18 protein-coding genes and 2 rRNA genes (1 of these 20 cut by a window edge) are annotated in these 22,879 nt (G+C 70.4%); 12 read left to right on the top strand and 8 right to left on the bottom strand.

Annotation, left to right across the window (positions count from 1 at the left end; translation table 11 throughout):
* Positions 1-1,325 (top strand): 23S ribosomal RNA (locus tag QFZ71_RS10680); it begins 1,801 nt to the left of the window's first position.
* Between the two features lie 78 nt (positions 1,326-1,403).
* Positions 1,404-1,520: ribosomal RNA gene (gene rrf, locus QFZ71_RS10675) — 5S ribosomal RNA — on the top strand.
* Positions 1,521-1,638: 118 nt separating this feature from the next.
* On the opposite strand, the gene QFZ71_RS10670 is transcribed toward rrf, so the two are convergent.
* From QFZ71_RS10670 to QFZ71_RS10650, 5 genes are read right to left on the bottom strand one after another with little or no spacing between them, the layout of a single operon-like run.
* Positions 1,639-2,952, bottom strand: coding sequence for a DUF58 domain-containing protein (locus QFZ71_RS10670; protein WP_307671406.1), 1,314 nt, complete (start codon positions 2,950-2,952; stop codon positions 1,639-1,641).
* Between the two features lie 13 nt (positions 2,953-2,965).
* Entirely contained in the window at positions 2,966-3,994 is a 1,029-nt protein-coding gene (locus QFZ71_RS10665) for a MoxR family ATPase (protein WP_307668015.1), read from the bottom strand.
* The gene (locus QFZ71_RS10660; RefSeq protein WP_307668014.1) at positions 3,991-5,241 is read right to left on the bottom strand and encodes a DUF4350 domain-containing protein; all 1,251 of its coding nucleotides are present in this window, start codon (positions 5,239-5,241) and stop codon (positions 3,991-3,993) included. Before QFZ71_RS10660 ends, QFZ71_RS10665 begins: the two co-directional genes overlap by 4 nt.
* On the bottom strand, positions 5,238-5,930 hold the full coding sequence (locus tag QFZ71_RS10655; protein ID WP_307668013.1) for a DUF4129 domain-containing protein: 693 nt from the start codon (positions 5,928-5,930) through the stop codon (positions 5,238-5,240). Before QFZ71_RS10655 ends, QFZ71_RS10660 begins: the two co-directional genes overlap by 4 nt.
* 4 nt (positions 5,931-5,934) lie before the next feature.
* Entirely contained in the window at positions 5,935-7,140 is a 1,206-nt protein-coding gene (locus QFZ71_RS10650; RefSeq protein WP_307668012.1) for a hypothetical protein, read from the bottom strand.
* A 140-nt stretch (positions 7,141-7,280) separates the two neighbouring features.
* On the opposite strand from QFZ71_RS10650, the gene mtnA reads away from it, so the two are divergent.
* From mtnA to QFZ71_RS10615, 7 genes are all read left to right on the top strand, one after another.
* Positions 7,281-8,423 (top strand): S-methyl-5-thioribose-1-phosphate isomerase, encoded by a 1,143-nt coding sequence (mtnA, locus tag QFZ71_RS10645; protein ID WP_307668011.1) that lies wholly within the window; start codon positions 7,281-7,283, stop codon positions 8,421-8,423.
* A 4-nt stretch (positions 8,424-8,427) separates the two neighbouring features.
* A complete protein-coding gene (gene mtrA / locus QFZ71_RS10640) occupies positions 8,428-9,117 on the top strand; it encodes a two-component system response regulator MtrA (protein WP_307668010.1) in 690 nt (229 codons plus the stop codon).
* A 1-nt stretch (position 9,118) separates the two neighbouring features.
* Positions 9,119-11,158, top strand: a complete 2,040-nt coding sequence (gene mtrB, locus QFZ71_RS10635) for an MtrAB system histidine kinase MtrB (RefSeq protein WP_307668009.1) — start codon at positions 9,119-9,121, stop codon at positions 11,156-11,158.
* Positions 11,159-11,186: 28 nt separating this feature from the next.
* Positions 11,187-13,022 carry an LpqB family beta-propeller domain-containing protein gene (locus QFZ71_RS10630; RefSeq protein WP_307671405.1) on the top strand — a complete coding sequence of 612 codons (1,836 nt, stop codon included), beginning with the start codon at positions 11,187-11,189 and terminating at the stop codon, positions 13,020-13,022.
* An 88-nt stretch (positions 13,023-13,110) separates the two neighbouring features.
* Entirely contained in the window at positions 13,111-13,869 is a 759-nt protein-coding gene (locus QFZ71_RS10625; RefSeq protein WP_307668008.1) for a ComF family protein, read from the top strand.
* A 325-nt stretch (positions 13,870-14,194) separates the two neighbouring features.
* Positions 14,195-14,884 carry a ribosome hibernation-promoting factor, HPF/YfiA family gene (hpf, locus tag QFZ71_RS10620; protein WP_307668007.1) on the top strand — a complete coding sequence of 230 codons (690 nt, stop codon included), beginning with the start codon at positions 14,195-14,197 and terminating at the stop codon, positions 14,882-14,884.
* Between the two features lie 184 nt (positions 14,885-15,068).
* Positions 15,069-15,824, top strand: a complete 756-nt coding sequence (locus QFZ71_RS10615) for a response regulator transcription factor (RefSeq protein WP_307668006.1) — start codon at positions 15,069-15,071, stop codon at positions 15,822-15,824.
* A gap of 7 nt (positions 15,825-15,831) precedes the next feature.
* Here QFZ71_RS10615 and QFZ71_RS10610 read toward each other — a convergent pair whose 3' ends face one another.
* Both QFZ71_RS10610 and QFZ71_RS10605 read right to left on the bottom strand, forming a co-directional pair.
* The gene (locus QFZ71_RS10610; RefSeq protein WP_307668005.1) at positions 15,832-17,019 is read right to left on the bottom strand and encodes a winged helix-turn-helix domain-containing protein; all 1,188 of its coding nucleotides are present in this window, start codon (positions 17,017-17,019) and stop codon (positions 15,832-15,834) included.
* Positions 17,020-17,084: 65 nt separating this feature from the next.
* Complete coding sequence (locus tag QFZ71_RS10605) at positions 17,085-17,672, bottom strand: GNAT family N-acetyltransferase (RefSeq protein ID WP_307668004.1); 588 nt, start codon at positions 17,670-17,672, stop codon at positions 17,085-17,087.
* A 240-nt stretch (positions 17,673-17,912) separates the two neighbouring features.
* Between QFZ71_RS10605 and secA the strand changes: the two genes are divergently transcribed.
* Entirely contained in the window at positions 17,913-20,720 is a 2,808-nt protein-coding gene (gene secA / locus QFZ71_RS10600; protein ID WP_307668003.1) for a preprotein translocase subunit SecA, read from the top strand.
* A gap of 62 nt (positions 20,721-20,782) precedes the next feature.
* On the opposite strand, the gene QFZ71_RS10595 is transcribed toward secA, so the two are convergent.
* The gene (locus tag QFZ71_RS10595; protein WP_307668002.1) at positions 20,783-21,229 is read right to left on the bottom strand and encodes an Rv3235 family protein; all 447 of its coding nucleotides are present in this window, start codon (positions 21,227-21,229) and stop codon (positions 20,783-20,785) included.
* A 275-nt stretch (positions 21,230-21,504) separates the two neighbouring features.
* Here QFZ71_RS10595 and QFZ71_RS10590 point away from each other — a divergent pair, with 275 nt between their 5' ends.
* Together QFZ71_RS10590 and QFZ71_RS10585 are read left to right on the top strand one after the other, a co-directional pair.
* Positions 21,505-22,011 (top strand): hypothetical protein, encoded by a 507-nt coding sequence (locus QFZ71_RS10590; protein ID WP_307668001.1) that lies wholly within the window; start codon positions 21,505-21,507, stop codon positions 22,009-22,011.
* 38 nt (positions 22,012-22,049) lie between these two features.
* Positions 22,050-22,727 (top strand): HAD family hydrolase, encoded by a 678-nt coding sequence (locus QFZ71_RS10585; RefSeq protein ID WP_307668000.1) that lies wholly within the window; start codon positions 22,050-22,052, stop codon positions 22,725-22,727.
* Positions 22,728-22,879 lie beyond the last annotated feature (152 nt).

Here is a 22,879-nt window from a genome sequence, read left to right as displayed (position 1 = left end):
CGAGTTTCATGGCGGCCCGTACCCTAAACCGACTCAGGTGGTCAGGTAGAGAATACCGAGGCGTTCGGGTGAACTATGGTTAAGGAACTCGGCAAAATGCCCCCGTAACTTCGGGAGAAGGGGGGCCATCACTGGTGATAGCACTTGCTGCTTGAGCTGGGGGTGGCCGCAGAGACCAGCGAGAAGCGACTGTTTACTAAAAACACAGGTCCGTGCGAAGCCGTAAGGCGATGTATACGGACTGACGCCTGCCCGGTGCTGGAACGTTAAGGGGACCGGTTAGCTGCCTTTCGGGGTGGCGAAGCTGAGAACTTAAGCGCCAGTAAACGGCGGTGGTAACTATAACCATCCTAAGGTAGCGAAATTCCTTGTCGGGTAAGTTCCGACCTGCACGAATGGCGTAACGACTTCTCGACTGTCTCAACCATAGGCCCGGTGAAATTGCACTACGAGTAAAGATGCTCGTTTCGCGCAGCAGGACGGAAAGACCCCGGGACCTTTACTATAGTTTGATATTGGTGTTCGGTTCGGCTTGTGTAGGATAGGTGGGAGACTGTGAAGCGGCCACGCCAGTGGTTGTGGAGTCGCCGTTGAAATACCACTCTGGTCGTGCTGGATGTCTAACCTGGGTCCGTGATCCGGATCAGGGACAGTGTCTGATGGGTAGTTTAACTGGGGCGGTTGCCTCCTAAAGAGTAACGGAGGCGCCCAAAGGTTCCCTCAGCCTGGTTGGCAATCAGGTGTTGAGTGTAAGTGCACAAGGGAGCTTGACTGTGAGACCGACGGGTCGAGCAGGGACGAAAGTCGGGACTAGTGATCCGGCAGTGGCTTGTGGAAGCGCTGTCGCTCAACGGATAAAAGGTACCCCGGGGATAACAGGCTGATCTTCCCCAAGAGTCCATATCGACGGGATGGTTTGGCACCTCGATGTCGGCTCGTCGCATCCTGGGGCTGGAGTCGGTCCCAAGGGTTGGGCTGTTCGCCCATTAAAGCGGTACGCGAGCTGGGTTTAGAACGTCGTGAGACAGTTCGGTCCCTATCCGCTGTGCGCGTAGGAATATTGAGAAGGGCTGTCCCTAGTACGAGAGGACCGGGACGGACGAACCTCTGGTGTGCCAGTTGTCCTGCCAAGGGCATGGCTGGTTGGCTACGTTCGGAAAGGATAACCGCTGAAAGCATCTAAGCGGGAAGCCTGCTTCGAGATGAGTATTCCCACCCTCTTGAAGGGTTAAGGCTCCCAGTAGACGACTGGGTTGATAGGCCAGATGTGGAAGCCCGGTAACGGGTGGAGCTGACTGGTACTAATAGGCCGAGGGCTTGTCCTCAGTTGCTCGCGTCCACTGTGTTAGTTCTGAAATAACGAACGGCCGTGTTGTTGCCCGGTGTTCAAATTTTCATAGTGTTTCGGTGGTCATTGCGTTAGGGAAACGCCCGGTTACATTCCGAACCCGGAAGCTAAGCCTTTCAGCGCCGATGGTACTGCAGGGGGGACCCTGTGGGAGAGTAGGACGCCGCCGAACAATTTTTCCGGGAAAGCCCCGTGCCTTGTGGCACGGGGCTTTTCTGCGTTCCGGACCCCTTTCCCTCTCCAGAGGTTTCTGTTGAAAGTACTGGGGCCGGGCGGCAGCCGGCAGCCCCCTAAAGACGGCCTGCCGCCTTCAACGCGAGATACGCGTCGGCGAGAGCGGGAGCGAGGTTGTCCGGAGTCGCGTCCACGACGACGACGCCATGGCGCCGGAGGCGGTCGGCCGTACGGCGGCGTTCCGCCCGGGCCTGGCCGGCCGCTGCCGCGGCATACACCGAGTCCACCGTTCCCCTGCCTGCGGCCATCTCCTCGATACGAGGGTCGGAGACCGCGGCCAGCAGAACGGTGTGGCGCTGGGTGAGCTGGGGCAGCACGGGCAGGAGGCCCTCCTCGACAGGGGCGGCTTCCAGCGTGGTGAGGAGGACGATCAGCGAACCGCGCGGGGCGTCGGCGAGAGCGGTATTGCTCAGACCGCGGGCATCCGTCTCGATGAGCTCGGGCTCCAGCGTGGCCAGGGTGTTGATGACGGTCGCCAGAACGTTGCCCGTCGCCGTCCGCCCCTGGACCCTGGCCCGGACCTGGCGGTCGTAGGCGAGCAGGCTCACGCGGTCGCCCGCCCGCGTGGCGAGGGCGGTCAGGAGGAGCGTGGCGTCCATCGAGGCATCCAGCCGGGGGACGTCGCCCACCCGGCCCGCAGACGTCCGACCGGTGTCGAGGACGATCAGGATGTGCCGGTCCCGCTCCGGTCGCCACGTCCGGACGGCGACGGCCGACTGGCGCGCGGTGGCCCGCCAGTCGATGGAACGGGTGTCGTCCCCCGGCACGTAGGCCCGCAGACTGTCGAACTCTGTTCCCTCGCCACGTGTCAGAACGCTGGTCCGACCGTCGAGTTCCCGAAGCCGGGCGAGCCGGGACGGCAGATGCTTGCGGCTGGTGAACGGAGGCAGCACCCGCACGGTCCACGGGGCGCGGTGCTGCCCCTGGCGTGCGGCGAGGCCGAGCGGTCCGTACGAGCGGATCGTGATGCGTTCGGCCTGCCGGTCGCCGCGACGGGTCGGGCGCAGAAGGGTGGTCAGGCGTCGCTGTTCCCCGGCGGGGATCGTCAGCGTGTGGCGGGAAGCGCGACGTTCGGTACCCGAGGCCCAGCTGCTCGGGGGCCAGGCGTCCCGCACCTGGGCGCGCAGACGCCGACGGGACGTATTGGTTACGGTCAGTTGCACGTCTGCCGCGTCACCGAGTCGAACAGATGTGTCGCCGGATCGAGTGAACCGAAGCGTGCGCACTGGCGCGGCCAGGGCATAGTCACAGAGAATTGCGAGAGAGAGCGGGGCATTGACCGCGAGCATCCCCGTCCAGCTAGGGGCGAGGATGCCTACGGGGAGTGATCCCAGAGCGGCCAGCAGCGCGGTTCGTCCGGTGAGGGCCATGGTGGTCACCGCCTCATCGGGGTACGGGGACGTGGGCGAGCACCGAGGCGATGACGGAGTCGGAAGTGACTCCTTCCATTTCCGCCTCGGGCCGCAGGTGAATGCGATGACGGAGCGTGGGGAGCGCGAGGGCCTTCACATCGTCCGGGATGACATAGTCACGGCCGGTCAGCCAGGCCCAGGCACGCGCAGTCGACAGCAGTGCGGTGGCGCCTCGGGGGGAGACGCCGAGAGTGAGCGAGGGGGAATCGCGCGTGGCACGGCAGATGTCCACCACATAGCCGGCTATCTCGGGGGAGACGGTCGTCTTCGCGACGGCTTCCCGTGCTGCTTCCAGCTCGGCCGGCCCGGCGACGGGGCGCACCCCGGCGGCTGTGAGGTCGCGCGGGTTGAACCCGTCGGCGTGGCGGGTGAGGACGTGGATCTCGTCCTCCCGTGACGGGAGCGGAACCGTCAGTTTGAGCAGAAAACGGTCCAGTTGGGCTTCGGGGAGGGGGTAGGTCCCTTCGTATTCGACGGGGTTCTGGGTGGCGGCGACGAGGAAGGGCTCGGGCAGTGGCTTCGGCGTTCCGTCGACGGTGACCTGCCGTTCCTCCATCGCTTCGAGGAGGGAGGACTGGGTCTTGGGAGGGGTGCGGTTGATCTCGTCGGCGATCAGCAGGTTGGTGAAGACCGGACCGGGCTGGAAGGAGAATTCGGCGGTGCGCGCGTCATAGACCAGCGAGCCCGTGACGTCGCTGGGCATCAAGTCCGGGGTGAACTGGACGCGCTTCGTGTCGAGTTCGAGTGAAGCGGCGAGAGCGCGCACCAGGAGGGTCTTGGCGACCCCGGGCACACCTTCGAGCAGTACGTGTCCTCGGCAGAGCAGCGCGACGACGAGCCCGGTGACGGCGGGGTCCTGGCCGACGACGGCTTTGGCGATTTCGGAGCGCAGAGCCTCCAAGGACGCGCGGGCGCTGTCGGACGGCTCCGGTTCCGTGGGGCTCACAGGTGCCGCTGCGGGCTCCGTGGGCTCGGCCGGCTCGGGGGTCGGGGCGCTCATGAAGTGCGTACCTCTCTTTCGAGGGCGTCGAGTTGATCGGCGAGGAGGACCAGGGCGGCGTCGGTGGAGGGGGCCGTGCCGAAGAGCAGCGCGCTGAGGTCGTGGTCCACGACGGTCATGCGCGCCGACAAGGCGGGGAGGAGGACACCAGGGGTGTGCGCGTCGCGGGCGGACACTCCGGCGAGGTGCGCGAGGCGTGTGCGGGCGGCCTCCCGGAGGGCGTCGGCAGCACGGTCACGAGCGTTGACCTTGCGGTAGAGGAGGGAGCGGCCTTCGGCGGATTCGGAGGCGCGGATGGCCACCGGCAGCCGTTCCGCCACCAGGGGGCCGAGCCGGCGGCCACGCCAGACGGCGGCGAGCACGGCGGCGAGGCCGAGCTGAACGGTCGCCCATAGCCAGCCCGACGGGACGAGGTCGAGGAAGCCGCTCTCCTCGGCCGCGTCGTTCCTCGCTCCGTCCTCCGACCGGTCGTCGTCGCCGTCGCCGGGGGAGTCGGCACCGGTTGCCGCGGATGGATCACTGAGAGAGGGGAGGTACCAGACGAGATGGGGACGGGAACCGAGGAGTTGGAGGGCGAGCGAGGCGTTGCCCTGCTTGTCGAGACGCTCGTTGTGGAAGAGGGCGGGAGATCCGAGGACGACGGTGTCGCCCTCCGTCCCGGCCGGAAGGACGACCAGGCTGGGGAGGCCGGCGCTCGGGTAGCAGGTGATGGCCGTGGGGTCCTGGACCGTGTAGCGGATGCCGCCCAGGTCCGCCGTGCCGGCCCGGCGGGCGGCGGGGAGGTCGCATGCCGGGGCGAGGGCGCTGACGGCTTTCTGCTGCTCGACGCGTACGCCGGGGGCGAGCCGGGTCGTGGTCGCCGGTCCTGGTCCGACCAGCAGGGTGCGTCCCGCGGAGGCGGAGGTCGCCTCGGCGAGACGGAGCTGCTGCGACCGGGTCAGGAGGTTGGGGCCGGTGACCAGGAGCGTGGTGTCGGGGCCGGCCGCGGCGGTGGCCTCGGCGAGAGTGGTGGCGACCGTGACGGATATGCCGCGTGCTTCGAGGAGTTCGGCCACGGCGCGGCTGCCCCGCGGGTCCGCGGAGCGCGGGTCGAGTTGTCCGTGGCTCGTCCCGGAGCGTACGGCGGCGAACGTGACGCCGGCGACGACGAGGATGAGGAGAGCGGCCAGGACGCCTCGGGCACGGGTCCAGACCTGACCGGGGGTGGCCGCCGTCGAGGTGGGGGAAGCGGCGGTCACCGCGGTCATCCGGTGGCTCCTCGGGACGTTCCGGACAGCAGCGGCTTGGCCTCGCCGAGATCGAGATCGAGGGTGCGCAGGGCCAGGTACGCGGACCCGTCCGCGGTGCGGCCCCCGTACGTCACGTCGTCGAAGTTCCGGGCGGCGGCACGCAGCCGGGCCGCGTGTTCGGGCAGGGTGCGGCCCGCTTCCGCCGCCGCCTCGTCCGCGGTGCGGCCGGGGCGGGGGTCGAGCAGGGCGCGCTCCTCCAGCGACCGGACGATGGCACGCATGCGTTCCTGGACGGCCTCGGTCCAGCGCAGGGCCGCGGCGTGCGCTTCGGCCGCGGTGCGGTGCTGGGCCGCGCTGCGGGGGCCTTCGCCGTCGAAGAGCGCGTCCGCGCTCCGGGGGGAGCGCTGCGGGGTGCCGAGTCGCCACCAGAGGGCGGCGGCGAGACCGATGACGAGGACGACCAGGACGACGATCCCGGCCGGCCCGCCGGGTGCGGCCCCCGCTGCGGCGTCGAACACCCCGGTGATCCAGTCCCAGAACTCGTTCAGGGCGCGCTGGAAGACGTTCGGGTCGTTCTCGTGGTACATCGGCTTGGACAGTTCGCTCTCGGCCGCCTCCCGTGCGGGGAGACGTGGCGTGTCCACGGGTATGCCGCCCGACGCGCCGTCGGCCCGTGCCGTGATGATGGCGCCCCCCGCCCCCGTCACCTCATCAGCTCCGGGGGGTGTCGCCGTAGCCGGGAAGGCCCGCGGCCCGTGCGAGGTCGAGGTCCAGGGCTTCGCGGCGGATGCGCTGGTCCACGTAGAGCAGGGCCGTCACGCCGCCGAGGAAGGGGTAGACGAGCGTCGAGACGATCACTTCGCCGATGCCCGTGATGATGAGGAAGGGCCAGCCGGTGGGAGAGCCGCCGCCTTCGAGGAGCTCGCTGAGGTCGGTTCCGTCGGCGATGACCGCGATGGCGCCGAAGGGCACGGAGACGATCAGGCTCAACAGGAGGACGATCAGCTGGGCCAGCACGAGGATGCCGAAGGTGCGCCACCAGGCGCCGCGGACCAGCTTGACCGACCTGCGCAGCGCGGCGGCGACGCCTTGCCGCTCCAGTACGAGCGCGGGGGTGGAGAGGGCGAAGCTCACCCACAGCCAGGGGATGAGGACGCAGGCCGCGAGGGAGCCGAGGAGTGCGAGTGCCGCGCCCGCCCCGGAGCCGATCAGCAGTCCGGGGCCGATGCACACGGCCATCGTGACGATGATGACCAGGGGCAGCAGCAGGGCCAGCCCGGTCAGAGGGAGGAGCCGCGGTCGAACCTCGGCCCAGGTGTCGGAGAGCGTACTGGGCCGGCCCAGTACGGAGCGGCTGACGACCACGGCGACGACCGACGCGGTCAGGAACGTGCCGATCATCGTGAGGAAGAGGACCGGGGTCATGGAGACCAGTGTCGAGCGAGCGGATTCGGACGCCTGGCGGAGGGCCTCGGTGCCGGTGGCGTTCGGATCGACGGAGGTCGGCTTCGGCAGCAGATGGCGCTGCATGAGGGTCAGCGCGATCTGGGTGACCACCGCGATCCCGAGGCTGAAGCCGAGTGCGGTACGCCAGTGGGCGCGCAGGGCGGAGACGGAGCCGTCGAGGATCTCGCCGAGACTCAGGGGGCGCAGCGGGATGATGCCGGGCTTCGCGGCCGGCGGCGGTGCTGCCCAGCCCTGTCGCTGCGGGCCGCCGCCCCAGCCGGGTGCGGGCGGCCGTGTGCCGGGGCCGCCGGGGTTGCTCGGTGGGGACCACTGCCCGGGAGGCGGCTGCTCAGGGGACCACTGTCCCGTCGGGCCGCTTCCGTCCTGCGGGTCGGAGGGGCGGGGAATCGCCGTCTCCTTGCCGTCGGAGGTGGCAGATCCGGGCGACGCCCAGCCCGGAGAGTCGTTCATTCTCGCTCCTTCACCGTCCTGACCGCTCATCGGGGCGGCAGGTTGGCAGCCATCGTGCCACGCGCCCGTCCGGGGCGGACCGGCCGCTCCGCCTCCTCCGCACCTTCATGTGGGGGGTGCTCACCGGGCAGACTGGAGGGATGGCTGATCAGGACGTGCAATCGCCGGTGGGCTACGAGCCTCCCGCGCTCTCCGTACTCCGTTGGGCCGAGCCTCCGGAGGGCCCCGTTCTGGTGCTGCTGGACCAGACACGGCTGCCCGCCGAGGAGGTCGAGCTGGTGTGCACCGATGTGCCCGCGCTGGTGCGCGCGATCCGGACTCTGGCGGTGCGAGGGGCCCCGCTGCTCGGGATCGCCGGAGGCTACGGGGTGGCGCTCGCGGCGGCCCGTGGCGACGACGTCGCGGAGGCGGCGGGCCTGCTGGAGCGGGCGCGGCCCACCGCGGTGAACCTCGCGTACGGGGTGCGCCGGGTCGCGGCGGCCTACTGGGAGGCGGCCGGGAAGGGAGCGGGGGACGAGGCGGCTTCCGCCGCCGCGCTGGCTGCCGCGCGTGCCCTGCACGAGGAGGACGCGCAGGCCAGCGGGCGTATGGCGGAGTACGGCGAGGCGCTGTTGGAGGAGCTGATGCCCGGCCGCGGGTACCAGCTGCTGACCCACTGCAACACCGGGGCGCTGGTCTCCGGGGGCGAGGGGACGGCGTTCGCCGTGGCGTTGCGTGTGCACCGGCGGGGGCGGCTGCGGCGGCTGTGGGTGGACGAGACGCGACCCCTGCTCCAGGGGGCGCGGCTGACCGCGTACGAGGCGGCCCGCAACGGCCTGGCGTACAGCCTGCTGACGGACAGCGCGGCCGGGTCGCTGTTCGCGGCGGGGGAGGTCGACGCGGTGCTCATAGGCGCCGACCGCATCGCCGCGGACGGGTCGGTGGCCAACAAGGTGGGGAGTTACCCGCTGGCCGTCCTCGCGAAGTACCACCATGTGCCGTTCATCGTGGTGGCGCCGACGACGACCGTGGATCTGGAGACCCCGGACGGTGCTTCGATCATCGTCGAACAGCGTTCCGGAAGAGAAGTGACGGAGCTCACATCGGTGGGAAGTGTGTCGGGCGGCGATCAGGGCGGGAGGGTCGTCGCACCCCTCGGGGCCCCGGCGTACAACCCGGCTTTCGACGTCACGCCCCCGGAGCTGATCACGGCGATCGTCACCGAGGAGGGCGCGATTTCCCCCGTCACGGGGGCCGGACTGGCCGAGCTGTGCGCCAGGTCATCGCAGGTAACGATTGGCTAATGGGATGATGTCGATTATGAAGGGACGCGTCCTTGTCGTCGACGACGACACCGCACTGGCCGAGATGCTCGGGATTGTGCTGCGTGGAGAAGGTTTCGAGCCGTCGTTCGTAGCGGACGGCGACAAGGCACTGGCCGCATTTCGTGAGGCCAAGCCGGACCTGGTGCTGCTCGACCTCATGCTGCCCGGAAGGGACGGCATCGAGGTGTGCAGGCTGATCAGGGCCGAGTCCGGTGTGCCGATCGTCATGCTCACCGCCAAGAGCGACACCGTCGACGTCGTGGTCGGCCTGGAGTCAGGGGCCGACGACTACATCGTCAAGCCGTTCAAACCCAAGGAGTTGGTTGCCCGGATCAGGGCACGTCTGCGGAGATCCGAAGAACCCGCACCGGAGCAGTTGTCCATCGGTGACCTGGTCATCGACGTGGCCGGTCACTCCGTCAAGCGGGAAGGGCAGTCCATCGCCCTGACGCCGCTGGAGTTCGACCTCCTGGTCGCGCTCGCCCGTAAGCCGTGGCAGGTCTTCACCCGTGAAGTCCTGCTGGAACAGGTGTGGGGTTACCGCCACGCGGCCGACACCCGCCTGGTGAATGTGCATGTACAGCGTCTGCGTTCCAAGGTCGAGAAGGACCCGGAGCGGCCGGAGATCGTGGTGACGGTCCGAGGCGTCGGCTACAAGGCCGGACCGAGCTGAGATGCCCCGAGGCAGCGCCGCTCCGGGGCCCGGCGAGCCGGGAGTCCGTACGGAGCGGGCTGCCGGCTCGGGGCGGAAGGCACCACGTATGAGCCGTTTCCTGAAGGGCGGCCGGCTGTTCGGGGACCGGACGCCCGGCGGGCCCTTTCCGCGCCTGCTGATGCGGTGGGTGCGCCGCCCGCTGCTGCCCGCTGTCCGGCTGTGGCGGCGCAACCTGCAGCTGCGCGTCGTCGCGGGCACGCTGTTGATGTCGGTCGTGGTCGTGCTGCTGCTCGGTCTCGTCGTGATCGGACAGGTGCGCAACGGCCTCCTCGACGCGAAGGGCAAGGCTGCCCAGACCCAGGCGGCCGGTGGTTTCGCCGCGGCCCAGGAGAAGGCCAACGCCCCCCTCGGACCCGAGGGACAGGGCAGCGAGCGTACGGACGGCACGACCGGCAGCACCTCCTGGCGCACCGAACTCGTCGACCAGCTCGCCAGCGGCGGCAAGAACGCCTTCAACGTGGTGGCGCTCAGCGTCGACTCGGTCTCCGAGGGAGCGAGCAGCCGTGCGGCGCGTGGTTCCGGCAGCGTCGAGGCGTCCAGCGTGCCCGACCGTCTGCGGCGGAACGTGGGCGAGGGGCAGGGCGCGTATCAGACGTACTCCCTGATCCGGTACTCGTACGGCAAGGAGTCGCAGCCGGGGCTCGTCGTCGGCAAGCGGCTCTACGACATCGACCAGCAGCCCTACGAGCTCTACTACCTCTTCCCGCTCACGCAGGAGGAGAAGTCCCTGTCGCTGGTCAGGACGACCCTGGCCACCGCCGGGCTGTTCGTCGTCGTGCTGCTCGGGGCCATCGCCTGGTTCGTGGTGCGCCAGGTCGTCACGCCGGTGCGGATGGCGGCGGGCATCGCCGAGCGGCTCTCCGCCGGCAAGCTCCAGGAACGGATGAAGGTCACCGGCGAGGACGACATCGCCCGGCTCGGTGAAGCCTTCAACAAGATGGCCCAGAGCCTCCAGCTGAAGATTCAGCAACTGGAGGAGCTCTCCCGGATGCAACGGCGGTTCGTCTCCGACGTCTCGCACGAGCTGCGGACCCCCCTCACCACCGTCAGAATGGCCGCCGACGTCATCCACGAGGCGCGTGCCGACTTCGACCCCGTGACCGCGCGCTCCGCCGAGCTGCTGGGCGACCAGCTCGACCGGTTCGAGTCGCTGCTCTCCGACCTGCTGGAGATCAGCCGCTTCGACGCGGGCGCGGCCGCTCTGGAGGCCGAGCCGATAGACCTGCGGACCGTGGTGCACCGGGTGATCGGCGGCGCCGAGCCGCTCGCCGAACGCAAGGGCACCCGGATCCGCGTCGTCGGTGACGATCAGCCGGTGATAGCCGAGGCCGACGCCCGGCGGGTCGAGCGCATCCTGCGCAACCTCGTGGTCAACGCCGTCGAGCACGGGGAGGGCCGCGACGTCGTCGTGCGGCTGGGGGTGGCCCAGGGCACGGTCGCCGTGGCCGTGCGGGACTACGGGGTCGGGCTCAAGCCCGGCGAGGCGACCCGCGTCTTCAACCGGTTCTGGCGTGCCGACCCGGCGCGGGCCCGGACGACCGGCGGGACGGGGCTCGGCCTGTCCATCGCCGTGGAGGACGCCCGGCTGCACGGTGGCTGGCTCCAGGCGTGGGGCGAGCCGGGCGGGGGATCGCAGTTCCGGCTGACCCTGCCGCGTACGGCGGACGAGCCCCTGCGCGGTTCGCCGATACCGCTGGAACCCGAGGACTCCCGGCGCAACCGGGACGCGCGGGAACGCGACCGGACAGGGGTGGGCGCGTCGGACGACCACCGGTTGATGTCGGTGCCGGCCCAGGCCGGGACCGGCGAGCGTTCGACCCTGCACGTGCCCCCGCGCGGCCCGGCCGCCCACCACGCCGCTCCCGCGTCGGTGCACCCCGCCGCACTGCCCGGCAACGGGGCTCGCGTCGTCGCGCGCCCTGCCCAGGAGCGGCCCGGCGGGCGCGCGGGCACCGGGATACAGGATGCCGACCAGGAGGACGCCACTCGTGGGTACTGACCGCCGTCCGGGCGGCCGCGCAAGGGCGGTGCGGATCTCCGCGCTGCTCGGCTGCGGCATCGTCGTACTGGCAGGATGCGGCGCCATGCCGGTGAGCGGGGACGTCAAGGCGGTCGACGCCTCGCAGCCCGGAGATTCCCAGGTGCAGGTGTACGCGGTGGCGCCCCGCGAAGGCGCGCCGCCCGCCGAGATCGTCGACGGGTTCCTGGAGTCGATGACCAGCGACGACCCCGCGTTCGCGACCACGCGGAAGTATCTGAGCGCCGACGCCCGGCGCACCTGGCGGCCGGGCGGGGGCACCACGGTGCTCGCCCAGGCGCCGAACCGCACCGGCCCTCTGCTCCACGACGGGGCCGACCGGGCCAACCAGGACAAGGAAGCGACCTACACGCTGACCGGTGAGAAGGTGGCGGAGGTCGACGCGCAGAGTTCGTACCGCCCCCTCGCTCCCACCGACTACTCCCAGACCCTGCACCTGGTGCAGGAGAAGGTGGCGGAGGGGAAGCAGGAGTGGCGCATCGACGTCGTGCCGGACGGCCTCGTCCTCGGTCAGTCCGACTTCAAGCGGCTCTACCGCTCGGTGAACAAGTACTTCTTCGCCGCCGGGCTCACGAACGGCCGGTCCACGCTGGTCGCGGACCCCGTCTACGTACGCAACCGTACCGATCCCGTCACGCGGATGGACACCGCGGCCCAGACCGTCCGTACGCTGCTCGCCGGGCCCACGGACTGGCTGCGGCCCGTGGTCGACTCCCGCTTCCCGGAGGGGACCGCCCTGCGCAAGGGCGTCACCGCACTGGCCCCGGACGATCAGAACGTCCTGAGGGTGCGGCTCAACGGGAAGGCCGACCGAGCGGGCCGCAGCGCCTGCCGGATGATGGCCGCCCAGGTGCTGTACACGCTCCGTGACCTGACCTCGGCGCGGGTCGAGAGGGTGGAGCTGGAGGGCGGGAAGGGTTCGCTCTGCGCGCTCGACGCCGACGACGCGGCGGCCTTCTCCGCCGACAACGGCTCGGACGAGGCCGACAGCCCGTACTTCATCAACGACAAGGGCCAGGTGGAGCGGATCCTCGGCGCCACCGACGGCCCCGGAACGCCCGAGCCGGTGACCGGACCGCTGGGTGCGGGCACCGTCCCGATGGGATCCGTCGGGGTGGCACGCGACGAGGAGCAGGCCGCCGCGGTCTCCGCCCAGGGGCAGAGCCTGTACGTGTCCTCCCTGGAGGCGGAGGGCGAGCTGGCCGAGCCCCTGGTCACCAGCACGGCGAAGAAGGCCGCCGACCGGCTGTCGCCGCCGAGCTGGGACGGGCGCGGCGACCTGTGGGTCGCCGACCGCGATCCGGCAGGACCCCGGCTGCTGCGGCTGGCCGGCGGGGCGGGCGAGCCGCAGCAGGTCCGGGTGCCGGGCCTCGACGGCGCCCGGATCGAGGCGCTGAGGATGTCCGCCGACGGAGTGCGGATAGCGCTTCTGCTGACGAAGGACGGCCGTACGACGCTCAACATCGGCCGGGTCGAGCGCCGGGGGTCCTCCGTGGTCCCCGAGATCTCGGTGGAGGACCTGCGCCAGGCCGCGCCCCAGCTCACGGACGTGACCGCGATCTCCTGGTCGGGGCGCAGCCGGCTGGTGGTGGTCGGCAAGGAGGAGGGCGGCGTCCAGCAGGTGCGCTACGTACAGGCGGACGGCTCCACCTCGGGTTCCGGGGCGCTGCCCGGCGTGAACCAGGTCCAGTCGGTCGCCGCGGCCGACGAGGAGCTCCTTCCGCTGATGGCGGAGACCGCCGGCGACGGCATAGTGAAGCTCTCGCCGGGGGACAACTGGCAGACCGTTCTCCAGCAGGGCACGTCGCTGGTCTATCCCGGCTGACCGGGTTCGGCCGGCCGGTCCCCTGCGGGCCGGGCCGGGGGTTTCCACAGGGGTGGCCCGGTCCGGGCGCGCCCGGCACAGTGGGGCCATGCGGCACGGGTGGCGGGAGCTGTCCGGTCTGCTGCTGCCGGTGTCCTGCGCCGGCTGCGGCAGACCGCGCACCGAGCTGTGCCCGGCCTGTGGAACCGCGCTGCACGGCGGTCCGCCCCGCCGGGTCCGGCCCTCGCCCCGCCCTCCGGGCCTTCCGCCGGTGTACGCGGCGGCCCCGTACGAGAACGCCGTACGCGCGGTTCTGCTGGCCCACAAGGAGCGAGGCGCACTCGGGCTGGCAGGTGCGCTCGGGCAGGCGCTGGCGGGGGGCGTACGGGCCGGGGCGGGGCGGATGAGCGGCGCGGGGCCACTGCTGCTGGTACCGGTGCCCTCCGCGCGTTCCTCGACCGCGGCGCGCGGTCATGATCCGGTGCGCCGGATCGCCGCCGCCGCCGCGCGGGAGCTGAGGCGCGGCGGCCTGCCCGCCCAGGTGCTTCCGCTGCTGCGGCAGCGGCGTGCGGTCGCCGACCAGGCGGGCCTCCGGGCCCGTGAGCGGCGGGCGAATCTGGCCGGGGCGCTGGAGCTCACGGCCGGGGGACGGAGGCTCCTGCGGCACGGACCCCTCGGGCACGGCCCGTTCCACCACGGCCGGGTGATCCTGGTCGACGATCTGTTGACGACGGGATCGACCTTGGCGGAGGCGGCACGGGCCGTCGGGGAGGCGGCCGACGGGGTCCGGGAGCCCTCCGTGCGGGAAGGGTGCCGGGCAGCGGTCGTCGCGGCCTCTCCATCCGCCTTCGAAATAAACCGGAACTGACCGGGAACCCGCGACGTTGCAGGTGAAGAGAGGGCGTTTCCCCCTGAACGGAGGTACGTGCCGGTAGCGGGTGCCGAGACCCGGCTGTGCAGGCTATGTTCGGAGGAGAGGAACGGTGAATGCCGGACCTCGACGAATGCACCAAGAGGTTTCGGGCAGGTAACTCACCGTAGGAGAAGCGCACGAGTCGGTGGGGTCGACATCCTTCCGACGGGGGAGGAGGAGGCGAAAGCCACCGAGTCCGAGGCCCTGGTGATCTCCGGGGCCTGGTGCAAAAGGGAGATGCTCCGCCGCTGAGCGGGGCGATCCGGGAACGGAGTTCTGCGTGGACATCGTCGTCAAGGGCCGCAAGACCGAGGTGCCCGAGCGGTTCCGCAAGCACGTGGCCGAGAAGCTGAAGCTGGACAAGATCCAGAAGTTCGACGGCAAGGTGATCAGCCTCGACGTCGAGGTGTCCAAGGAGCCGAATCCCCGTCAGGCCGACCGTTCCGACCGGGTGGAGATCACGCTTCGCTCGCGGGGGCCGGTCATCCGGGCGGAGGCGGCGGCGGGCGACCCTTACGCAGCGCTCGACCTGGCCACCGGAAAGCTGGAGGCCCGGCTGCGCAAGCAGCACGACAAGCGTTACAGCCGCCGCGGCAACGGCCGTCTGACGGCCGCGGAGGTCGGGGACGTGGTCCCCGGCGTCGCTTCGTTCGACGAGGACGGTGAGCTGGTCGGCGACCAGTCGTCGGCGCCCGTCCCCACCACGAAGATCGGCTCGCTCGAAGTGCAGGGCGAAGGGCCGCTCGTGATGCGCGAGAAGACCCACACCGCCGCACCCATGTCGCTCGACCAGGCGCTCTACGAGATGGAACTGGTCGGTCACGACTTCTACTTGTTCGTCGATTCCGAGACCAAGGAGCCCAGCGTCGTCTACCGGCGACACGCGTACGACTACGGCGTCATCCACCTGAGGACCGACCCGCTCGCCGCGGACGAGGCCGGCGGCGCGGGCGGTGCGCTCGGAGGCTGAGACCCGATCGTCGGGGGCGTCCCCGTGGCGATTTCACGCCATCGGGGGCGCCCCCGCACGGGCGCAGTGCCACCGTTCCGGGGGCCGGGCATGGAATCATGGCCGCCCGAGCCAATCGGTGTACTGCGAAGTGCCGTTGGCGAACGACCGACACTTCAGGCCGTGGCCTTCAGGGGGAGGAACGATGGCGGACACCTTCGGGCCCGTGTGCGGCGCGAACGACTCCGACGCCGACACCGGTGCGTATGCCGGAGCGGACGCGGACGGCGCTTCGCGCAAGGAGCCCATCAGGGTCCTGGTGGTCGACGACCACGCGCTCTTCCGCAGGGGGCTGGAGATCGTCCTCGCCCAGGAGGAGGACATCCAGGTCGTCGGTGAGGCGGGGGACGGCTCCGAAGCCGTCGACAAGGCGGCCGACCTGCTGCCCGACATCGTCCTGATGGACGTGCGCATGCCCAAGCGCGGCGGCATCGAGGCCTGCACCGCCATCAAGGAGGTGGCACCCAGCGCGAAGATCATCATGCTGACGATCAGCGACGAGGAAGCCGATCTCTACGAGGCGATCAAGGCGGGCGCGACCGGATACCTCCTCAAGGAGATCTCCACCGACGAGGTCGCCACCGCTATTCGCGCCGTGGCCGACGGGCAGTCCCAGATCAGCCCCTCCATGGCCTCCAAGTTGCTCACCGAGTTCAAATCGATGATCCAACGCACCGACGAACGACGGCTCGTTCCGGCGCCCCGGCTCACCGAGCGCGAGCTGGAAGTGCTGAAACTCGTGGCGACCGGCATGAACAACCGCGATATCGCCAAGGAGTTGTTCATTTCCGAGAACACGGTGAAGAACCACGTCCGCAATATCCTGGAGAAACTACAGCTGCACTCCCGGATGGAAGCAGTGGTCTATGCCATGCGCGAGAAGATCCTGGAGATCAGGTAGCGGCCGGTCAGCGGTGGGCGCGCTGGAGCGCGTGACCGATCTCCGTCCTGAGCGGCTCGCGCAACTCCGGGGCATCCACCCGGTCGACCCGGATGTCCGTGCAGCCCACCCAGGACGCGGCCTCCACCAGTGCCTCGGCCATCGGGGCCACCGCCTTCGGGCCCGCCAGGGACGCCTGCTTGGCGACCAGTGTGCTGCCCTCGCGCGCCGGATCCACCCGGCCCTGGAGCTTCCCGCCCGCCAGCAGCGGCATCGCGAAGTACCCGTGGATCCGCTTCTGCTTGGGCACGTACGCCTCCAGCCGGTGCGTGAAGCCGAAGATCCGCTCCGTACGCGCCCGCTCCCAGATCAGGGAGTCGAACGGGGACAGCAGCGTCGTACGGTGGCGTCCGCGCACCTCCTTCGCCAGCGCCTCCGGATCCGCCCAGGCGGGCTTTCCCCAGCCCTCCACCACGACCGGCACCAGCCCGGAGTCCGCCACCACCGCGTCGAACTCCTCGCCCTTCAGCCGGTGGTAGTCCGCGATGTCGCCACGGGTGCCGACGCCCAGGGACGTGCCCGCCAGGGCGACCAGCCGCCGCCGGCACTCGGCGTCGCTCAGGTCGTCGTGCAGCAGGGAGTCCGGAATGGCCCGCTCGGCCAGGTCGTACACCCGCTTCCAGCCGCGCCGCTCGGTGCAGACCACCTCGCCGTACATCAGGGCCCGTTCGACGGCGACCTTGGACGCCGACCAGTCCCACCACTCGCCGCCGTTCTTCGCGCCGCCCAGCTCGGTCGCCGTCAGGGGGCCCTCGTCACGCAGCTGTTCGATGACCGTGTCGTACACGCCGTCGGGCAGGTCGTGGCCCCAGTGCGGACGGGAGCGGTAGGCGCGGCGGCGGAACGCGAAGTGCGGCCACTCCTCCACGGGCAGGATGCACGCGGCGTGCGACCAGTACTCGAAGGTGCGGCCGCCCGACCAGTAGGCATCCTCCACCGTCCGGCGGCCCACCGCGCCGAGCCGGGCGTACGGAACCAGCTCGTGCGAGCGGGCCAGCACCGAGATCGTGTCCAGCTGGACCGCGCCGAGGTGGCGCAGCACCCCCGGCACCCCCGCCCGGCGGTCCGGGGCTCCCAGGAAACCCTGGGCGCGCAGCGCGATGCGGCGGGCCTGGTCGGCGGAGAGTTCGACTGCGGGAGGAGGCACAGGCGTCATACGTCGAACCCTAGACGCCGCCACTGACAGCCCGGCCCCCGGATTCCGCCCCCGAGTTCCCGGTGTCACGGGGCCCCGGCCCGCGATCCGGGGAGGTACGGATGCGGGCCCGCCAGCCCCAGGTCGGACGGGATCAGGGCTCCCGTCCAGGCATCGCGCCGTATGCCCTTGTTGAGCAGCCCGGACCGCTGCTCGCCCTCCAGCCGGAACCCCGCCCGCAGGGCGACGGCCCGCGAGGCCGCGTTGCCGACCTCGGCCCGCCACTCCAGCCGCTCCGCCCCGAGCGAGGTGAAGGCCCAGCGGGCGGAGGCGAGCACCGCCTCGGTGACGTAGCCGCGGCCGCGGTGCTCCTTGGCGGACCAGTAGCCCACCTCGTACGTCCCCGGCCGGGTGCGGCGGTCGATGCCGAGCGCGCCGACGAGCGCCCCGGTCTCCCGCAGGGCCAGGGCGAAGCCGTAGGAGGAGTCGTCCCGCCAGCCCGCCGGGGCGAGCCGTGTGGTGAAGAGTTCCGCGTCGGTGAGCCGGTAGGGGGAGGGGATCACCGTCCAGCGCTGGATGTCCGGGTCCTGGCAGGCGGCGTGCACCGGGAAGGTGTCCTGCGGTCCGAAGGGCCGCAGCAGCAGGCGTTCCGTGGTGAGGGTGATCGGCTCCATGGACCGATTCTCGTGAGACAGCTGTGGCGGTGCGAGCACTTTTCGGGCTTCCCGGCACCTTCCACGCGTCCGGACCGTTGTCCTGAAAGGGGGCGGCGAGGTCCACGCGACGGCAGCCCTCCCGACGCGGTGGTGTCCTCGCTTACGATGGCCGTTGCGGTGGGGCCCACCTGCCGTGCCCGCGCCAGAGTCCATCACACGACCCAGTGCCAGGCCCGACCGGCAAGGAGACCAGCCTCAGTGTCCGTCTTCAACAAGCTCATGCGTGCAGGCGAAGGCAAGATCCTGCGCAAACTGCACCGCATCGCGGACCAGGTCAGCTCCATCGAAGAGGACTTCGTCAACCTCTCCGACGCCGAGCTGCGGGCGCTCACCGACGAGTACAAGGAACGGTACGCGGACGGCGAGAGCCTGGACGACCTGCTTCCCGAAGCGTTCGCCACGGTCCGGGAGGCCGCCAAGCGCGTTCTCGGACAGCGCCACTACGACGTACAGATGATGGGCGGAGCGGCCCTGCACCTCGGCTACGTGGCCGAGATGAAGACCGGTGAGGGCAAGACCCTCGTCGGCACCCTCCCCGCGTATCTGAACGCGCTCTCCGGCAAGGGCGTGCACCTGATCACGGTCAACGACTACCTCGCCGAGCGCGACTCCGAGCTCATGGGCCGGGTCCACAAGTTCCTCGGCCTGAGCGTCGGCTGCATCGTCGCCAACATGACCCCGGCCCAGCGCCGTGAGCAGTACGCCTGCGACATCACGTACGGCACGAACAACGAGTTCGGCTTCGACTACCTCCGCGACAACATGGCGTGGTCGAAGGACGAGCTCGTCCAGCGCGGCCACAACTTCGCCGTGGTCGACGAGGTCGACTCGATCCTCGTCGACGAGGCCCGTACGCCGCTGATCATCTCCGGCCCGGCCGACCAGGCGACCAAGTGGTACGGCGACTTCGCCAAGCTGGTCACCCGGCTCACCAAGGGCGAGGCGGGCAACCAGCTCAAGGGCATCGAGGAGACCGGCGACTACGAGGTCGACGAGAAGAAGCGGACCGTGGCCATCCACGAGTCCGGCGTCGCCAAGGTCGAGGACTGGCTCGGCATCGACAACCTCTACGAGTCGGTCAACACCCCGCTCGTCGGCTACCTGAACAACGCCATCAAGGCGAAGGAACTGTTCAAGAAGGACAAGGACTACGTCGTCATCGACGGCGAAGTCATGATCGTCGACGAGCACACCGGCCGTATCCTCGCCGGCCGCCGCTACAACGAGGGCATGCACCAGGCGATCGAGGCGAAGGAAGGGGTGGACATCAAGGACGAGAACCAGACGCTCGCCACGATCACCCTGCAGAACTTCTTCCGCCTCTACGACAAGCTCTCCGGCATGACCGGTACGGCGATGACCGAGGCCGCCGAGTTCCACCAGATCTACAAGCTCGGCGTGGTGCCGATCCCGACGAACCGGCCGATGGTCCGCGCCGACCAGTCGGACCTGATCTACCGCACCGAGGTCGCCAAGTTCGCCGCGGTCGTCGACGACATCGCGGAGAAGCACGAGAAGGGCCAGCCGATCCTGGTCGGCACCACCTCGGTCGAGAAGTCCGAGTACCTCTCGCAGCAGCTCTCCAAGCGCGGTGTCCAGCACGAGGTCCTCAACGCCAAGCAGCACGACCGGGAGGCGACGATCGTCGCCCAGGCGGGCCGCAAGGGCGCGGTCACCGTGGCGACGAACATGGCCGGCCGAGGCACCGACATCAAGCTCGGCGGAAACCCCGACGACCTCGCCGAGGCGGAGCTGCGCCAGCGCGGCCTCGACCCGGTGGAGAACGTCGAGGAGTGGGCGGCCGCGCTGCCCGCCGCGCTGGAGGCGGCCGAGCAGGCCGTGAAGGCGGAGTTCGAAGAGGTCAAGAACCTCGGCGGGCTCTACGTGCTGGGCACCGAGCGCCACGAGTCGCGCCGTATCGACAACCAGCTGCGCGGTCGCTCCGGCCGCCAGGGTGACCCGGGCGAGTCCCGCTTCTACCTCTCGCTGGGCGACGACCTGATGCGCCTGTTCAAGGCCCAGATGGTCGAGCGCGTCATGTCGATGGCGAACGTCCCGGACGACGTCCCGATCGAGAACAAGATGGTCACCCGTGCCATCGCCTCCGCCCAGTCGCAGGTCGAGCAGCAGAACTTCGAGACGCGCAAGAACGTCCTCAAGTACGACGAGGTGCTCAACCGGCAGCGTGAGGTCATCTACGGTGAGCGCCGCCGCGTCCTGGAGGGCGAGGACCTCCAGGACCAGATCCGGCACTTCATGGACGACACGATCGACGACTACATCCGGCAGGAGACCGCCGAGGGCTTCGCCGAGGAGTGGGACCTGGACCGGCTGTGGGGCGCCTTCAAGCAGCTCTACCCGGTGAAGGTCACCGTCGAGGAGCTGGAGGAGGCGGCCGGAGACCTGGCGGGCGTCACCGCCGACTTCATCGCCGAGTCGATCAAGAGCGACATCCACGAGCAGTACCAGGAGCGCGAGAACACCCTCGGCTCCGACATCATGCGTGAGCTGGAGCGACGCGTCGTCCTCTCGGTGCTCGACCGCAAGTGGCGCGAGCACCTCTACGAGATGGACTACCTCCAGGAGGGCATCGGCCTGCGGGCCATGGCCCAGAAGGACCCGCTGGTCGAGTACCAGCGCGAGGGCTTCGACATGTTCAACGCCATGATGGAGGGCATCAAGGAGGAGTCCGTCGGCTACCTGTTCAACCTGGAGGTCCAGGTCGAGCAGCAGGTCGAGGAGGTTCCGGTGCAGGACGGCGCCGAGCGTCCCTCGCTGGAGAAGGAGACCACCCCGCAGATCCGCGCCAAGGGCCTGGAGGCCCCGCAGCGGCCGGACCGGCTCCACTTCTCCGCCCCCACGGTGGACGGCGAGGGCGGTGTCGTCGAGGGCGACTTCGCCAGCGACGAGGCCACCGGCGCCACCCGGTCCGCCGACGGCATGACGCGTGCGGAGCGCCGCAAGGCGCAGAAGAGCGGTGGCGGCGGCCGCCGTCGCAAGAAGTAGCGGCACCACCCCGGCAGGGGCCGGACACCTCCCGGTGTCCGGCCCCTGCCGCGTTCTCCGGTTCACCGCGATCCCGGTGCCGCGGCGGTGAGGCGTTCGCCGCCCAGCTCCACGGCGGCGCAGCGCCAGCGCTGGTCGGGGCCCTGCTCCAGGCGGAAGGCCATCGCCCTGACCCGGTCGCCCGCCGCGATGCTGGCGAACGCCTCGACCACGCCGGTGGCGGGCTGCGCCCCGCGGCAGTGGCGGAGGACGGGGCGGCTGCCCCGGACGGTCCCCAGCGGCGTGCTGGGGGCCAGTTCGGCGAGTTGGTCGTACGCCTCGCCGATGGTGTGGCCGAGCATCCAGTGCACCGGGCGCTGGCCGCTCAGGACCGCGAGCAGACGCTCGGCGAACCACCGGTGCGGCCGCTGCGGCCGGTGGGGCCGCTGTCCCCGGGACCGCTGCGGAGGTACCGACCGGGGACCGCGCTGGTCGCGTCGGCCGGCGGGCCTCGTCCTGTCCGTGCTCATGATCGATCGCCCCCGTTGACCGGGCCCGGCGGTACCGGGCGGTAACTTGTGTTGAGGATCTTCTACGGGTGCGGTCGTCAGCCCCGCAAGGGGCCTCGGGGCTCCCCGCGGGTGCGGGCGGATTCACCTATCCGTGGCGCGACCCGTGTGCGGCAAGGGCGACGACGGGGGTGACGAGGCGTCGGCCGTTAACGGACGCCCCCGGTTGCCGAAACCCGAAAGGGGACGGCCCCCACGTATCCTGAGAGCGTTTCCCCCTACGAAAGCGGCCTGCCATGCGCGTGTACGTCCCCCTGACCCTCTCCGGTCTCGCAGCGGCGCACGGTGCGGGCGAGGTCGGCCCCGGCCCGCTGACCGCCTACACGGTGACCCCCGGACTGCGGGAGTGGTACGCCTCCGACGACATCGAGGAGCTGGAGTACGCGGCGCTCAACCGGGCCGCCGCCGCCTCGCTCCGGATGATCGCCGGCGACCCGGACGAGGCGCGCCGGCGGGTCGTCGTCGCCGTCGAGGTACCGGAGGGGGCCGCCGTCCCCGACCCCGGTCAGGGGCCGGGCGCGGCCTCGCTCGGCGCGGTGCGGATCGCCGCCCCGCTGCCGCTGGCCAAGGCGGCGGCGGTGCACGTGGACGCCGGCGACGCGGAGAAGGACGTGGCCGCCGCGGCGGCCGCCCTGGGCGCGGCCGACCTCGGTGACGACGACGCGCTGTTCATCGTGGACGGGGCCGGGTACCACGAGCTGCTCTGGTTCGGCGTCCAGGAGATCCCGCAGCTCATCGGCTGAGGGATGGCGTTGTCGGACCCGGCCGGTACGTTCTGTGTATGACTTCGGGGACGACACGCACACATCTGGTCTGGGACTGGAACGGCACGCTGCTCGACGACACGCATGCCGTCATCCAGGCGACGAACGCCGCGTTCGCGGAGATCGAGCTGGCGCCGATCACGCTGGAGCAGTACCGGGAGATGTACACCATCCCCATACCCCGGTTCTACGAGCGGTTCCTGGGCCGGCTGCCCACCGAGGCCGAGTGGGAGCGGATGGACGGCATCTTCCACCGGTACTACGCGGAGCAGCGGGCCGCCTGCGGGCTCACCGCCGGGGCGGAGGAGCTGCTGCACGAGTGGCAGCGGGCCGGGCGCAGCCAGTCGCTGCTGAGCATGTACGGGCACGAGCAGCTGGTGCCGGTGGTGCGGGGATACGGGATCGAGCCGCGATTCGTCCGCGTCGAGGGGCGTACGGGGCCGTCCGGCGGGAGCAAGGCGCTCCACATGGAACGGCACTTCGAGGCGCTGGCCGGGGTGGACGGGATCGTGCCGGAGAACGCGGTGGTCATCGGGGACGCGCTGGACGACGCGGTGGCGGCGGCGCACGTGGGCGCGCGGGCGGTGCTGTACACCGGGGGGTCGCACAGCCGGAGCAGCCTGGAGGGGGCGGGGGTGCCGGTGGTGGACAGCCTGGCGGAAGCGGTGGCGCTGGCGGAGACGTTCGCCGCGTAGGAGCGCGCGGCGGGGGCATGCGGTGGGGAGGCGTCCGCCGCGCGGGGGCGCGCGACGGGTGGGACGTTCACCGCACAGGGAGGGTGTGCGATGGGGGAATGCCGTCCGGCAGGTGGGGAACGAGGCTCGCGGAAGGGCATCGCGCACTGTCC

Origin of the sequence: Streptomyces sp. V2I9 (genome assembly GCF_030817475.1) — a bacterium.
Lineage (GTDB): Bacteria > Actinomycetota > Actinomycetes > Streptomycetales > Streptomycetaceae > Streptomyces.
Note: the sequence above shows the minus strand (reverse complement) of the source record. Positions and strands in the feature narration are given on the sequence as shown.